Origin of the sequence: Nocardia sp. NPDC049190 (genome assembly GCF_040648115.1) — a bacterium.
Taxonomy (GTDB): domain Bacteria; phylum Actinomycetota; class Actinomycetes; order Mycobacteriales; family Mycobacteriaceae; genus Nocardia.
Genome location: NZ_JBEZDE010000008.1, coordinates 122,521 through 136,783, shown reverse-complemented (window position 1 = coordinate 136,783; position 14,263 = coordinate 122,521). Strand labels below are relative to the sequence as shown.

General features: G+C 68.2%; 8 protein-coding genes. 5 read left to right on the top strand and 3 right to left on the bottom strand.

Annotated elements, in window-relative coordinates; translation table 11 throughout:
• The first annotated feature begins 328 nt into the window (after positions 1–328).
• Positions 329–1,969, top strand: coding sequence for a long-chain fatty acid--CoA ligase (locus AB0B25_RS09965; protein WP_357176858.1), 1,641 nt, complete (start codon positions 329–331; stop codon positions 1,967–1,969).
• 23 nt (positions 1,970–1,992) lie between these two features.
• On the opposite strand, the gene AB0B25_RS09960 is transcribed toward AB0B25_RS09965, so the two are convergent.
• The 3 genes from AB0B25_RS09960 to AB0B25_RS09950 form a co-directional block, all read right to left on the bottom strand.
• Positions 1,993–2,532: a hypothetical protein gene (locus AB0B25_RS09960; RefSeq protein WP_357176857.1), complete on the bottom strand. Its 540-nt coding sequence runs from the start codon at positions 2,530–2,532 to the stop codon at positions 1,993–1,995.
• 123 nt (positions 2,533–2,655) lie between these two features.
• Entirely contained in the window at positions 2,656–3,048 is a 393-nt protein-coding gene (locus AB0B25_RS09955) for an SCO5389 family protein (protein ID WP_357176856.1), read from the bottom strand.
• A gap of 63 nt (positions 3,049–3,111) precedes the next feature.
• A complete protein-coding gene (locus tag AB0B25_RS09950) occupies positions 3,112–4,158 on the bottom strand; it encodes a nitronate monooxygenase (RefSeq protein WP_357176923.1) in 1,047 nt (348 codons plus the stop codon).
• A 197-nt stretch (positions 4,159–4,355) separates the two neighbouring features.
• On the opposite strand from AB0B25_RS09950, the gene AB0B25_RS09945 reads away from it, so the two are divergent.
• The 4 genes from AB0B25_RS09945 (at position 4,356) to AB0B25_RS09930 (ending at position 14,232) form a co-directional block, all read left to right on the top strand.
• Positions 4,356–5,234: a M23 family metallopeptidase gene (locus AB0B25_RS09945; protein ID WP_357176855.1), complete on the top strand. Its 879-nt coding sequence runs from the start codon at positions 4,356–4,358 to the stop codon at positions 5,232–5,234.
• Between the two features lie 143 nt (positions 5,235–5,377).
• On the top strand, positions 5,378–6,361 hold the full coding sequence (locus AB0B25_RS09940) for a LuxR C-terminal-related transcriptional regulator (RefSeq protein ID WP_357176854.1): 984 nt from the start codon (positions 5,378–5,380) through the stop codon (positions 6,359–6,361).
• Positions 6,362–6,643: 282 nt separating this feature from the next.
• The gene (locus AB0B25_RS09935) at positions 6,644–14,092 is read left to right on the top strand and encodes an amino acid adenylation domain-containing protein (RefSeq protein ID WP_357176853.1); all 7,449 of its coding nucleotides are present in this window, start codon (positions 6,644–6,646) and stop codon (positions 14,090–14,092) included.
• Positions 14,089–14,232 (top strand): hypothetical protein, encoded by a 144-nt coding sequence (locus AB0B25_RS09930; protein ID WP_357176852.1) that lies wholly within the window; start codon positions 14,089–14,091, stop codon positions 14,230–14,232. Before AB0B25_RS09935 ends, AB0B25_RS09930 begins: the two co-directional genes overlap by 4 nt.
• Positions 14,233–14,263: the final 31 nt, after the last annotated feature.

Below are 14,263 nucleotides of genomic sequence, written 5' to 3'. Positions count from 1 at the left end.
CCGGCACGTCGTCGGCCGCAGCGCGATCGAACGCGCAGGACCGTCTGTCGGGTATCACCGCTTCCCGAGCTGCCGAAACGGGTAATGCGTCGGCCCCCTCTTCCTATCTCGATAGCGCTGCCCCAGGCGGTGTCGCGCTTGTGCGCGAACGCCGTGGCCGGGGTCGATCCTGTGCGCCGACATGCCCTGTTCACCGGTGGCGGACCGATCGGGTATGTCCAGTTGACGGCCGCGACAGGGTGCGCTCCGGGAGATGTCGGAGGCCTCGCAGGTGACCGATCCAGACTTGGCTTTCCGAGGGGAAGTCATTGAAGAAAAAGGAGTTCCGATGTTGAGCACAATGCAGGACGAGCCGTTGTCGTTGGCCACGTTGCTGCGCTACGCATCGACGTTCGTCGGTGATTCCACCGTCTCGACCTGGACCGGTTCCGGCGTGCGCACCATGACCTACCGTGAGCTCGGCGCCGAGTCGGCGCGGTTGGCGCACGCGTTGCGCGGGCTGGGGATCGGCATCGGCGATCGGGTCGGCACGTTCATGTGGAACAACAACGAGCACGTGGTCGCCTACATCGCGGTGCCCGCGATGGGTGCGGTACTACATGCGCTGAACATCCGGCTGTTCCCGGACCAGGTCGTCTACGTAGCCAACCATGCCGAGGACCAGGTCGTGCTGGTGGACGGCACCCTGGTGCCGTTGTTCGCCCAGCTGCTGCCGAACATGACGACGGTCCGCCACGTCATCGTGGTCAACGGGGATGCCTCGACACTGACCGCGCCGGCGGGCGTGCAGGTGCACTCGTACCCCGAACTGCTTGCCACGCAGCCGGATACCTACGACTTCCCGGTAATCGACGAGAGATCCGCCGCGGCGATGTGCTACACCTCGGGCACCACCGGCGACCCGAAGGGTGTGGTGTACTCGCACCGCTCCAACTGGCTGCACGCGATGCAGGTCGGTGCGCCCAGTGGCATGTGTCTGTTCGGCACCGACTCCATCCTGACCATCGTGCCGCTGTTCCACGCGAACGCGTGGGGCCTGCCGTACGCGGCGCTGATGTCGGGGGCGAACCTGCTCATGCCGGACCGCTTCCTGCAGCCGGGTCCGTTGCTCGAGTTCATGGCCGCGCAGAAGCCGTCCTTCGCCGCCGCGGTGCCCACCATCTGGGGCGGCGTGCTGGCGGGACTCGAGGCCAATCCGCAGGACATCTCCCACCTGCGTTCGGTCATCGTCGGTGGCTCTGCCGTGCCGCCGTCGATGATGCGCGCCTTCGACGACAAGCACAATGTACGAGTGCTGCACGCGTGGGGTATGACCGAGACCTCGCCGCTGGGCAGCGTCGCGCATCCACCCGCGACCGCGCTCACCGAGGAAGACGTGTGGGCCTATCGAATAACCCAGGGCCGATTCCCGGCCGGGGTGCAGGCCCGCCTGGTCGCCGACGACGGGAGTGTGGTCCCCAACGACGGTGCGTCGCTCGGTGAGGTGGAAGTACGCGGTCCGTGGATCACCGGCTCCTACTACTCGCCCGATGGCGCCGCGGTCGACGCGGAGAAGTTCGACAATGGTTGGCTGCGTACCGGCGATGTCGGCGGGATCAGCCCGGACGGCTATCTCACCTTGGTGGACCGCTCCAAGGACGTGATCAAGTCCGGCGGTGAGTGGATTTCGTCGGTCGATCTGGAGAATGCCGTGATGGGGCACCCCGCGGTCGCCGAGGCGGTGGTGATCGGCGTGCCGGACGAGAAGTGGGACGAGCGGCCGCTGGTGGCGATCGTGCTCGTCGAGGGCGCCGAGGCGAAACCCGAACAGCTGCGTGAATTCCTGACCGACAAGTTCGCGAAATGGCAGCTACCGGAACGCTGGACGTTCATCGCGGAGGTCCCGAAGACCAGCGTCGGCAAGTTCGACAAGAAGCGGCTGCGTACTCAGTACGCCGAGGGCGCCCTCGACGTCACCACGCTCGCCTGAGCGCCCTGCCCCACGTCACCACTTCAGCATCGGAAGCGGTGACGTGGGGTCGGTGCGCAGCCGTCGAGCGACCAGTCGCACCAGCGTCCGGTGGAAGCCGTGGTCCGGATAACGTTTCGCCACGTGACGGTAGGCGGAGCGGGATACGCCGAACCGGCCGAGCAGGCCGAGTTCGACGTCGATCGCATCGGCGCGGCGGAAGTCTCGACCGCGTCGTCCGGCGCTCCCGCGGCACGGATCTTGTGGTGTTCGTTGATCATCGGCACCACCACGTCGGTCAGGTCGCTGCGGTCGATGCTCGCCAGCCAGGCGCGCGCGTGGTCGCACGAGGGCGCGAGGTAGTCGAAAGTGCCCGCCGACCAGATGCCGATGTCGTGCAGGGTGGCCGCGGTCAGGTACTCCTCCCGGCGGCTCGGCGGGGGTTGCTGGTCAGGTGCCAGAAGATCGCACAGGGTCAGCACGCGCAGGACGTGATTGGTGTAGGCCGCGCGGTCCCTGCCGAGAGTTTGCTGCCACGGACCGAGCCGGCTTTCGATCTCACTTCGAAGATCGTTGCTGGTCATGCCGGTGCACACTACGCGCTGAGGCGGAGGATGCGGGGTGGCGACCCGCGGAGCCGACCGCTGACAGACAAACACCCGGCCGCGGCCGAAACCTCTGCCGCGCCGGGTGTCCGGTGTTGCCGATCAGCAGTTGCGCAGTTCGGGACTCTGGTTGAGCAGTTGAGCGCGGGTGCCGATGAACGTCGTGTAGGTTTCACCGCCGACCGCGGAGAGGGGGAACGCGGCCACCCGGTGGCAGTTCTGGAAGGCGAGCTTTACTCCGAAATGCCGCTCCAGCCCGCCTCGAATCGCATCCGAGGCCATCGCGCGCAGCAGTTGACCGCGGGCTACTTCGTCCGGTGGCGGAACCATGTTGTCGGCGAATTCGGCAGTGCCGGACTGGAGTTCGGTGGCGACCCGGCTGACGACTTCCCAGGCGTACGGCAGTGAATGGCGGACGACCTCGACGAAATCGGCGTCATCGACCTCGCCGCGCTCGGCGCGCTCGAGTAGTGCGGTGGGGACATCAAGGGACATAACGCTCTCCTCCAGGAATGGATGGTCGCTGCGATGCCACTCGAGTCTAAACGAAAGTCGTTGTCAACTATGCTGTATTCGGCGCGAAAGTGCCGACTCCAGCGCGGTTTTCGTGTCGGCGGCCAGCGTGCGCACCAGGTCGCGTGCGGGTAGCTCGGGCGCCAGGGTGTGGGTTTGTCCTGCCCACATGTTCACCTCGTCGGGGTTGCCCGCGGCGCGGGCGGCGGCCCGCAGCGGGGCCGTGGCGTAATGGATCTCCGGGTATCCGGCGGGTGCGGTCGCGGTGTGTTCGTCGATGAACCGGTTGCGCAGCCCGCGCGCCCGGCGTCCGGTGAAGGCGCGGGTGAGCATCGTGGGGGTGTCCTCGGGGAGTGCCGCCCGGTGCACCTGGTTGGTGCCCGCTTCGGGGCAGCGCAGGAAGACGGTGCCCAGTTGCACGGCCGCGGCGCCCGCCGCGAGCGCCGCCGCGATCCCCGCGCCGGTGACGATGCCACCGGCGGCCACCAGCGGCCGATCGGTGGCGGCGGTCAGGATCTGCGTCAGCGATAGCAACGTCAGCGGATCGGTCGCGTCGTCGGCCGGACGATCGGCGAAACTGCCGCGGTGTCCGCCCGCCTCCGCGCCCTGCGCGATCAGGACGTCGGCGCCCGCGTCGACCGCGGCGGCGGCCTCGGCTGCCGAGGTGACGGTCACCCACGCCTCGGAGCCGACCGCGTGCAGCCGGGCGATCTCCTCGGCGGTCGGGCAACCGAAGGTGAACGACACGACCGCGACCGGGTCGGCGACGAGCAGGTCGAGTTTGGCGGCCCAGTCGTCAGTGTCGAATTTCGCATCGCCGAGTTCGTGGTCGGCGCCGAGTTCGGCGAGATAGTCCGTGAGCTCGGCCGTGGGGGTGCTGGGGCCAGGTACGAAGAGGTTGACGCCGAACGGTTTGTCGGTCAGGGCGCGGGTCGCCGCGATGCGCGCGGCGGTGTCGGTGGCGCTCAGGTAACCGGCCGCTAGTTGGCCGAGACCGCCCGCTTCGGCGACCGCGACGGTCAGTTCGGGAGTGGAGGGTCCGCCGGCCATCGGGGCCAGCACGATCGGGACGTCCAATTGGTCGAGGATCATGAGCCAAGTCTTGCTCATCCGGCCGGGCGATCAGCAGCTCAACAGCTAATTTTCCGCATAAGGTTGCGGAATGGTCACGACGAGGTAGAGTTCCCGTCACAACGGATGCCAAAACGTTATTTTGTACGGCTTTATCGGATCGTTATCGGTCGGTGGTCGGGCGTCCGGGACCCTGTTCTCCGACCAAGGACGCAGCTTTGTCGCAGCACCGTGTAGGCCCCAGTTCCGTTACCGTCACGAGCTTAGTCGGCGAGGGTGGTGCGGGCCGCCCGACGCGGCATCGCGCCGAGCCGTCCACAACGCGGGTGCGGGTCGCCGCCAGCGTCGCGGTCGCCACCGGCGCCCTGATCGGTACCGCCGCCCAGATCGGCCCCTCCGTCGCCTCCCCGCAGTTGCTGGGTGCGCAGGAAGAAGACCAGCTGGACACCCAGATCGCCGTCAAGGGGACGGGTGCTGTGCCGGTCGCCGAGGCGCGTGCCGCCCACACGCAGGTCGCCGAGGCCGCGCCGCAGCCCGCGCCCGCGCCCGCTGCCACGCAGGTCGCCGAGCAGATCGCCGCCCCGGGCACCACTCCCTTCGGTATCCCCAACCTCCCGCCGGAAGTCGTCGGGCCGCTTTCTCGGGCCGAGGACGCCCTCAACGGCGTGCAGCAGCAGGTTGTTCCGGCGCCGTCCGCGGTCCGCCCGGTGGCCGGCGAGCTCAGCTCCGGCTTCGGCAGCCGCTGGGGTGCTATGCATTACGGCCTCGACTTCGCTGACGCGCTCGGTACGCCGATCCACTCGGTCAGCAACGGCACTGTTATCGAGGCGGGCCCGGCTTCCGGGTTCGGTCTGTGGGTGCGCGTGTTGCAGGACGACGGCACCACCGCTGTGTACGGCCACGTCAACGAGATGTACGTCAGCGAGGGGCAGCGGGTGAACGCGGGCGACGTGATCGCCACGGTCGGCAACCGCGGCAACTCCACCGGTCCGCATCTGCATCTGGAGATCTGGGACCAGGGTGGTAGCAAGATCGATCCCCTCCCGTATCTGGCCGCCAAGGGCGTGCCCATGCAGTGGGGCCCCACCGAGCACTGAGTATTGTTGCCGGGCTTGATATTCCGACGATCGAGATGTGGTGCCGCCATGAGGTGTCCGTACCCGGGTGGCGCGATGAGCATGGTGCGTATCGGTCTGCCAGGGCTGCCCCAGCGGTATCGGTCGGTCGTCAGGCTCGGGCAGTGACAGAGCTGGGCGACATCTTCGAGCCTGGATCACCGCATGGGCGAGCCTACGCCGTGCTGGTGCACCATCCGCGATCGAGTCTCGCCGATATCGCACAGTACCTGGGTGTTTCGGAAGATTTCGCCGCGGAATCGTTGGACCGGTTGTGCGAGGTGCGCGCCGCGGTCCGTATCGAGTCGGCCGACGGTGGCGCCGTATGGGACGCCCACGCACCGGAATCGTTGTCGGAAGCCGAAGCGCGGCGCAGGCAACAGGAGATCAACCACATGCATGCCGCCGCCGCGCGGCTGAGTGAGACGTTCCGTTCGGTGCGCCGCTCGCCGCGCGGCAACGGCGCCGTGGTGCCGGTGTTCGAGCGGTTGGAGATGCTCGCCGATTTCGAGGAGTTGCAGACCGGTGCGCGCACTTGCGTCAAGCTCGTCGAGCGTGGGCCCTATCTCAGCGATGTGGACCGGGAACGTCGGTTGTTCCACCTCAAACGGGCCAGGATCGGCGATGGCATCCGCTACCAGACCCTCTATCAGGACACCGTCTATCACGACCCCGAGCGCCTCCGGCACGCACTGTCCACCAATGCCAGTGGGGCACAGGCCAGAACGCTGCCCGAGCCACCGTTCAAGCTGATCATCAGCGATGACGAACGAGCAAGCCTGGTGCTGCACGGCGACGAACGCAGGCCCGACCCCATGGGTCTGCGGATCACCGGGTCGTCCACGCTGGAGCTGCTGATCAGAACCTTCGACGTGCTGTGGGCGATGGCCGCGCCGATCTCGGTCAATCCGAACGCGGAGGCGCTGGACGAGCGCGATCGGGCCATTCTGACCCTGATGGGTTTGGGCGCTACCGACGACACGATCGCGCGCAGGCTCGGAATGTCCCGGCGCACCGTTGTGCGCCGCACCGCCCGGCTCCTGGAGCGACTCGGTGCGAGCACCCGGTTCCAGGCGGGCGTGCAGGCGACCCGGCGCGGTTGGTTGTGAACTAGTTCACCGATCCGGATTCTTCTGCAACACGGGGGAGCCTGCGCCGATATAACCGCTGGCATCAGGAAAGACGCCGATTCCAGCCGGTCGAGCGGTGTTCGACGGGAGAATGAGAGAACTCGAGGCAGTCGCGGACCGCAGGAGCGGCAATCCAATACGGCACGCGTGGCTACCGACCAGTCCCTTATATGATTGCCCGGACCGCGCCGGCCCCGGGGAGCACGCCCTGATCTGGGTAGGCCCGGGTCCTGGCTCGATGCGAGAGGTGAATGCACTCGAATGGAAACCGCCCGTCGATCCGCTCGCGGTAACCGTCGCCGCAGGTCGGGCAGCCCGCTCTTCGGGCAGCTGCTCACCGCCGCGGTCGAGTCCGCTGCCACCGAGGTCGCGATCCGATTCAACCCGACGGGAGACCCCGCCGACGATCGCGAACTCACCTACGCGGAGCTGGACGCGGCGTCGTCCCGGCTGGCCAGAGAGCTGATCGAGCGCGGTGTCGGGCCGGGCGATGTGGTCGCGATCGGTATCGCGCGCAGCGTCGAATCGGTACTCGCCGTCTGGGCGATCGCGAAGACCGGCGCGGCCTACGTGCCGGTGGATCCGACGTATCCGACCGACCGCATCAACCACATCGTGTCCGATTCCGGCGCGACGTTCGGTCTGACCACCTCGGCGCACCGTGCGGTGCTCGGCACCGGGGCCTATTGGATCGAGCTGGACGACCCGGTGCAATCCGCGCGGATCGCCGCGCGGCCCAGTCACCCCATTTCCTACACCGACCGGGTCCGACCGCTCGACGAACGGCACCCGGCCTACATCATCTACACCTCCGGCTCGACCGGAAAGCCCAAGGGTGTCGTGGTCACGCACAGCGGCCTGGCCGGGCTGGTCGCCGCGGAGCGCGAGCACTACGGGGTGTCCGAGGAATCGCGGGTCCTGCACGTCTGCTCGCCGAACTTCGACGTCTCGGTCCTCGAGTTGCTGCTTGCCTTCTCCTCCGGCGCGACCCTCGTGATCGCGCCGCCCTCGGTGTTCGGCGGCTTCGAACTGTCGGATCTGCTCCGGCGCGAGCACGTCACGCACATGCTCATCACCCCGGGCGCACTGGAATCGGTGGACCCGGCGGGCTTGGACGACCTGCAGGTCGTGGTGGTGGCCGGTGACAAGTTCGGACCGGAGTTGGTCGGCCGTTGGGCGGGCGAGCGCGAGTTCTACAACGGCTACGGCCCCACCGAGGCGACTATTCTCGCCACCAGCACTCTCCCGATGCGGCCCGGCGGGTCCCTCACGATCGGCTCGGCTGTTCCGGGAGTCGGCGTGTTCGTGCTGGATTCGCGGCTGCGCCCGGTGCCGACCGGGGTGGTCGGTGAGCTGTACCTGTCGGGACCCGCGCTGGCACAGGGCTACCTCGGGCGACCGGGCCTGACCGCGGAGCGGTTCGTGGCCAGCCCCTTCGGCGCCGATGCCGGCAATCCCGGCGCACGGCTCTACCGCACCGGAGACCTGGTGCGTCGGACCGAATCCGACGGTGTGGAGGGCGGTGTCCTCGAGTATCTGGGGCGCTCGGACTTCCAGGTGAAGATCCGCGGGTTCCGCATCGAACTCGGCGAGATCGACAATGCCCTGACCCGCCACCCGGACATCGATTTCGCGGCAACCCTCGGCAAGACTCTGCCTTCCGGCGCGACGGCGCTGGTGTCCTATGTACTGCCGCGCGCAGGGGCCGACGTCGAAACCGGCGTGCTCACCGAATTCCTCGCAGCGTCGTTGCCCGCGTACATGATTCCAGCCGCCATCATGGTGCTGGACGAGATACCGCTGACCCCGGTCGGCAAACTCGACCGTGCGGTGCTGCCCGAACCCATCTTCGCCGCACGGGCGTTCCGCGCGCCCTCGACGCCGGTCGAGGAGATCGTCGCCGAGGTGTTCGCCGTATTACTGGTGCCCGAAGCGGACGGCCGCGTCGGCGCGGACGACGACTTCTTCGAGCTCGGCGGCAACTCGCTGCTCGCCGCGCAGGCCGCTGCGCGCATCGGCTCAGCGCTCGATCTGCGGGTGCCGGTGCAGCTGCTGTTCGAGGCGACCACCGTCGCCGCGCTCGCCCAACGGGTGGAACAGCATGCGGGTTCGGCCGCCGGTCGGGCGCTGCACGCGCGCCCGCGCCCGGAACGGGTGCCGCTGTCCTACGCCCAGCAGCGAATGTGGTTCCTGAACCGTTTCGATCCGGCCGGCGCGGTGCACAACATTCCTGCCGCGGTGCGCCTCACGGGACGGCTCGACGTCGACGCGCTGCGAGCCGCGGTGGGCGATCTCGCCGAACGGCACGAAGTGCTGCGCACCGTCTATCCCGAGGTCGACGGCGAGGGTTACCAGTGGGTGTTGCCGCCCGATGATCCGCGCGCCGAGCCGGAATTCGTGGTCGAGCAGGCTGACGAGAGTCAGGTGGCCGCGCTGGTCGCCGCCGTGGTCACCCAGGGCTTCGACGTGACCACCGCGCCGCCGGTGCGGGTGCGGCTGCTCGCGCTGAGCGAGACCGAACACGTGCTGATCTGCGTGGTGCACCACATCGCGGGCGACGGCTTCTCCATGGGACCGCTGACCCGCGACCTGATGGGCGCGTATGTGGAGCGGATGCGCGGCGGTGCACCGGAATGGCCCGCGCTCGCGGTGCAATACGCCGACTACGCGATCTGGCAGCGGGAGATCCTCGGCGCCGAGGACGACCCGGATTCGGTACTGGCGCAGCAGATCGCCTTCTGGCGCACCGAACTCGCCGCGCTACCCGACCACATGGAGCTGCCCGCGGACCGTGCGCGTCCGGCGGTCGCCTCCCATCACGGTGCGACGCTCGGCTTCGAGATCGACGCCGACGTGCACGCAGCACTGAATCACCTTGCGCACCGGCATAATTCAACGCTGTTCATGGTGATACACGCCGCGCTGGCGGTATTGCTCGCCCGCCTGTCCGGCACCAGGGACATCGCCGTGGGCACCCCGGTCGCCGGTCGCGGTGAGGCCGCACTGGACGACCTGATCGGTATGTTCGTCAACACGCTGGTGCTGCGCACCGAGGTCGACTCCGGACTGACCTTCGACCAGCTGCTGTCCACGGTGCGCAGAGTCGACGTCGAGGCGTTCGGCCACGCCGACGTCCCGTTCGAACGGCTGGTGGAACTGCTGGACCCGGCGCGCTCGACGGGACGGCATCCGCTGTTCCAGGTGATGCTGACCTTCCAGAATCTGGCACGCACTGACCTGGAGCTGCCCGGACTTTCGGTGTCGGCGGTGGACCTGGCGGTGCCGCTGGCGAAGTTCGATCTACAGCTGGCGCTGGTGGAGAACATCGACCGGCGCGGCGCCGAGCACGGTATCTCGGCGGCCTTCACCTACGCCACCGACCTGTTCGAAGAGACGACCGTGCAGGACTTCGCCGATCGCTTCGGTCGCATCCTGGCCGCGGTGGCGTCGGATTCCGCGGTGACCGTCGGCGACATCGACGTGCTCGCCCCCGGCGAGCGCGACCTGGTGCTGCACGAGTGGAACACTCCGGGCGCGACGGTGCCCGCGGTTACCCTGGTGGATCTGCTCGCCACGCAGGTACGTCGGCGGCCGAACGCGGACGCGGTCCGTTTCGGCGACACCACGCTGACTTTCGATACGTTGCAGCGGCGGGCGAATCAGGTGGCTCGGTCCTTGATCACCCAGGGCGTGGGTCCGGAATCGCTGGTGGCGGTGGCGGTCCCACGGTCGCAGGAGCTTCCGATCGCGTTGTTGGCGGTGCTGTTGACCGGTGCCGCGTATCTACCGATCGACACCAGCTATCCGGCGCAGCGGTTGCAGTTCATGCTCGCCGATGCCGCGCCGATCTGCGTCCTGACCACGGCGGACGAGCGTGCCGCGGTCCCCGCGGGTGATATTCCGGTGGTTCTGCTCGAGGCGGCTACGGGCTTCGCCGACACCCGGATCCATGACGCCGACCGTCTCGCGCCGCTACGTCCGGACAACTTGGCGTATGTCATCTACACGTCGGGGTCGACGGGTGTGCCCAAGGGCGTCGGTGTCGCGCACCGCAACGTGGTCGAGTTGTTCGCGAATACCCAGTTGCTGTTCGAGTTCGACGAAACCGACGTGTGGACGCTGTTCCATTCGTTCGCGTTCGACTTCTCGGTGTGGGAGCTGTGGTGTGCGCTGGCCAACGGCGGCACCGTGGTGATCGTCGACTACATGACGTCGCGGTCGCCGGAACAGTTCCGCGAGTTGCTGATTCGCGAACAGGTCACCGTGCTCAACCAGACCCCGTCGGCGTTCTACCAGCTCGCCGAGGCCGATCGCGCGGTGCACCCGACCGAACAGGGCAAGTTCGCGCTGCGCTATGTGGTCTTCGGTGGCGAGGCGCTGGATCTGCGCCAACTGCAGCGCTGGTACGAGCGGCATGCCGTGGACGCGCCGTGGCTGGTGAACATGTACGGCATCACCGAGACCACGGTGCACGTCTCGTTCCTCTCGCTGGATGAGCAGATGGTGCACAACGCGGCCAGTGTGATCGGCCGCGCGCTGCCCGGCCTGGACGCGTATGTGCTCGACGACCGGCTGCACCCGGCGCCGGTCGGCGTCGCGGGGGAGATCTACGTCACCGGTGGCCAGCTCTCCCGCGGCTACCTCGGCCGACCTGGTCTGGCCGCCGCGCGATTCGTGGCGAATCCGTTCGGCGAGCCTGGCTCTCGGATGTATCGCACCGGCGACATCGGCCGCTGGGTCGGTTTCGGTGGGCAGGCCACACTGGAGTACGCGGGCCGCGGTGACCAGCAGGTGCAGCTGCGCGGGTTCCGGATCGAACTCGGTGAGATCGAGTCGGCGCTGCTGCGCTGCCCGGGCGTGAGCCAGGCCGTGGTGCTGGTTCGTGACGACGCGCACCTGGGCGACCGGCTCATCGGCTACGTGGTGGCCGACACCGGTGCTGCGCTCGATGCGGTGGTGCTGCGCGCGCAGGTGGCCGAGTTCCTCACCGGTTATATGGTTCCCGACTCCATCGTCGTGCTGGACCAGCTGCCGCTCACCCCGAACGGCAAACTCGACCGCAGGGCGTTGCCCGCGCCGGAATTCGTCGGCTCGGCGACCTTCCGCGCCCCGAGTTCGCCGGTCGAGCAGGCCGTCGCCGACGTGTTCGCCGGATTGCTCGGCGCGGGTGAGGTCGGTATGGACGACGATTTCTTCGCGCTCGGTGGTAACTCGCTGCTGGCCACCAGGGTGGTCGCGCGGATCAACGAGGCGTTGGACGCCAGCCTCGCGGTGCGCGAACTGTTCGAGGCGCCCACTGTCGCCGCGTTGGCCGCCCGCGTGACGCCCGGCTCCGGGAGTGCTGTGGCCGCACGGCCGCAGCTGGTTCGCGGCGAGCGGGTCGAGCGGGTGCCGCTGTCGCTTGCCCAGCAGCGGATGTGGGTGCTCAACCAGTTCGACCCGGCCTCGCCCGCCTACAACATCCCGTTGGCCATCCGGCTGACCGGTGCGCTCGACGTCTCCGCGCTGCGTTACGCCATGGCGGACGTCCTGGAGCGGCACGAGTCGCTGCGTACGCGCTACCCGGTGAGCCGGGCGGGCGGGCTGCCGTACCAGCAGATCCTGTCGGTTGCCCAGGCACTGCCCGGCGGGCTGGAGGAGGTCGACGCCACCGACGATCCGATCGGCCGGATCACCGAGCTGATGCACACCGGATTCGATGTGACCGAGCAGGTCCCGGTGCGCGCTCTGCTGCTCGAATCCGGACCGGACGAGCACCTGGTTGCCCTGGTCGCGCACCACATCGCCGCCGACGGCGCCTCGATGGCACCGCTGGCCCGCGATCTGATGACCGCCTACCTGGCCAGGATCGGCGGAAACTCGCCGCGTTGGTCGCCGTTGGAGGTGCAGTACGCCGACTTCGCGATCTGGCAGCGCAGCGTCATCGGCACCGAAGACGACGAGAACTCGGTGGCCGCGCGGCAGCTGGCGTATTGGCGCGACACTCTCGACAATCTGACCGGAGAACGCGACCTGCCCTTGGATCGGCCGCACCCGGCCGTGCCGAGCATGCGCGGAGCCTCGACCGGCTTCACCGTGCCCGCCGAGGTGCACGAGGAACTGGTTCGGATTGCGCGGGAACATAATTCGACGTTGTTCATGGTGATGCACGCCGCACTGGCTGTCCTGCTGGCCAGGTTGTCGGGTGGTTCCGATATCACCATCGGCACGCCGATCGCCGGTCGCGGTGAACGAGCGCTCGACGATCTGGTCGGCATGTTCGTCAATACCTTGGCGCTGCGCACCGGCGTCGATTCCGGGATGACCTTCGCCGAGCTGGTGGATGCGGCCCGTGAGACGGACCTGGCGGCCTTCGCCAACGCGGATATCCCGTTCGAGCGGGTGGTGGAGGAGGTCGTCCCAGGACGGGCCACCACCTACAGCCCGTTGTTCCAGGTGATGCTCTCGTTCCAGAACACCGAGCAGCCGACCTTGACGCTGCCCGGGCTGACGGCGACGGCGCTGGAGACAGGTATGGTCGCGGCGAAGTTCGATCTCCAAGTGACCGTCGAGCCGCGGCACCGCGCGGACGGGACCCCTGATGATCTGATCACCGTGTTCACCTATGCGACGGACGTTCTCGACGAGTCGACCGCGCAGGCGTTCGGACGCAGGCTCGAGCGCATCCTCACCTCCGTGGTCGCCGACCCTCAGGTGTGCGTCGGCGATATCGACATCCTCGATGCCGACGAACGGAACCGGGTGCTTGCCACACCGGACCTGACGGCGCCGGCGCAGACCGATACCGCGGCATCGGCCACCGGAACCGCACTGACGCGGCTGCTCGCCGTCGCGGTGGAGGACGATCCGGACGGACCGGCTGTGGTGGCGGGCGAGGACGCGGTGTCCTACCAGGACCTGCATGCCCGGTCGTCGCGGCTGGCGCGGGCGCTGATCGGGCGCGGCTGTGGGCCAGGTATGGGGGTCGCGATCTGTATGGATCGCGGCGTCGATGCGGCGATCGCCGTCTGGGCGGTGCTCGAAGCCGGCGCCGCGCTGGTTCCGGTGCCCTCGATCGACTCGGCATTGACCGGCGAATTGGAGGTCAAGGTAGGTCTCACCGCCTCCTCCGACGCCGTGCGCCGGGCAACGAGCGGCGCGTCGGCTTCCGTCGGTATCGACTGGCTGGCGTTCGATGATCCTGAGGTGGTCGCCGAGATCGACGCGCAATCGCCGAGGCCGGTGACGTACGCGAATCGGACCCGAACGCTTCGTGGCGACGATGCCGCCGTCGTGCTGACCGCAGCAGACCCCGCGCAGCGCCCCGCCGACTACGACGGAACGCTGTCCTATGACGCGCTGGCGGACGTGGTGTATCGATTGTCTGCTCGCACCGGGCTGACCTTCGAATCCCGCACCTTCCGACACGGGCGCCCGGCGTCGCTGGCCGCCGTGCTCGAGGTGGTGGCCGCGGGTAGCGCGGGCGCCACGGTCGTGGTCCCGGCCGAGGCCGAAGCGGCGGAGACCGAGTTGTCGGTGCTGCTCGCGCAGGAGTGGGTGTCCCACCTGTTCACCGACGCCGCTGGCCTTGCCGCGATCGACCCGGCCGAGTTGGAAGATCTGCGGGCCGTGCTGGTGGACGAGGGGTCGACGCCGGTCGCCGAGACCGCGGTGCAGGTTGTCGGGCTCGTGGATCTCCTCGGGGTCGAGGCATCGAGCGATGTCGAGTGAGTCGCCCTGACCGAGGCGTGATCGAGGACGCTGGCGCGGTCGGTATGGTGTTCGACGAGATGATGCCGCGCGTGATGGTGCAACGATGGCAGCGGGGTATGCCGAATCTTGCCCGGCCGATCGTGCGCGGCGGCGAATAGTGCTGCTGACGCCTGGGCAGAGATACAGCTA

Bases quoted from the DNA above. Each gene is read 5' to 3' on its own strand.
- AB0B25_RS09960 (WP_357176857.1), bottom strand. From the start codon at position 2,532: ATGACCAGCAACGATCTTCGAAGTGAGATCGAAAGCCGGCTCGGTCCG.
- AB0B25_RS09935 (WP_357176853.1), top strand. From the start codon at position 6,644: ATGGAAACCGCCCGTCGATCCGCTCGCGGTAACCGTCGCCGCAGGTCG.
- AB0B25_RS09965 (WP_357176858.1), top strand. From the start codon at position 329: ATGTTGAGCACAATGCAGGACGAGCCGTTGTCGTTGGCCACGTTGCTG.
- AB0B25_RS09955 (WP_357176856.1), bottom strand. From the start codon at position 3,048: ATGTCCCTTGATGTCCCCACCGCACTACTCGAGCGCGCCGAGCGCGGC.
- AB0B25_RS09950 (WP_357176923.1), bottom strand. From the start codon at position 4,158: ATGATCCTCGACCAATTGGACGTCCCGATCGTGCTGGCCCCGATGGCC.